The organism is Lederbergia ruris, assembly GCF_018332955.1.
Classification (GTDB): Bacteria; Bacillota; Bacilli; order Bacillales; family Bacillaceae_C; genus Lederbergia; species Lederbergia ruris.
On sequence record NZ_BORB01000117.1, the window covers coordinates 1 to 522 of the forward strand.

General features: G+C 33.1%; 1 pseudogene. It reads right to left on the bottom strand.

From position 1 onward, the window contains the following. Positions 1–451: pseudogene (locus tag KI363_RS21690) on the bottom strand (IS21 family transposase); the annotation flags it as partial. Positions 452–522 lie beyond the last annotated feature (71 nt).

The window sequence follows — 522 nt, forward strand, 5'->3', positions numbered from 1 at the left end:
AATATTGTTTTGTATCTACATTGACGATTCCATATTTGTCTGATTTCAATTCCTCATATCGAGCACATTCAAATCCCTTTTCAGGCAACATAAGAAAGCTATTAAAATCCTCTTCAAACAATTTTGATTGAAGGATCTTTTTATCGTAATGTAGTCGATCACGATCTTTTTCTGCCATTTCCCATAATGTTTCATTGAAATGATCGACATTTATAATCCTATTTTCCGGTAATAAAAAGTTGTTTCTTACATATTTCACCATTGCTTCTACATGGCCTTTTTCATTGCCTTTACCTGGATTACAAAACTCATACTGAAAACCAAAGTGTAATACAAAGCGTTCAAATGTATCCGTTAATTCACGTTCCCCTTTAGAAAATATTTTGTTCACTGCTGGGGATAAATTATCAAATCGTATCGTCTTCGGAACCCCGCCCATATGTTGAAACATCCGTTGTAAACCTTCCAATAAGCATTCTGTATTTTCCGAAGGAAAAACTTGAAAATAAAAGCTATTACTAT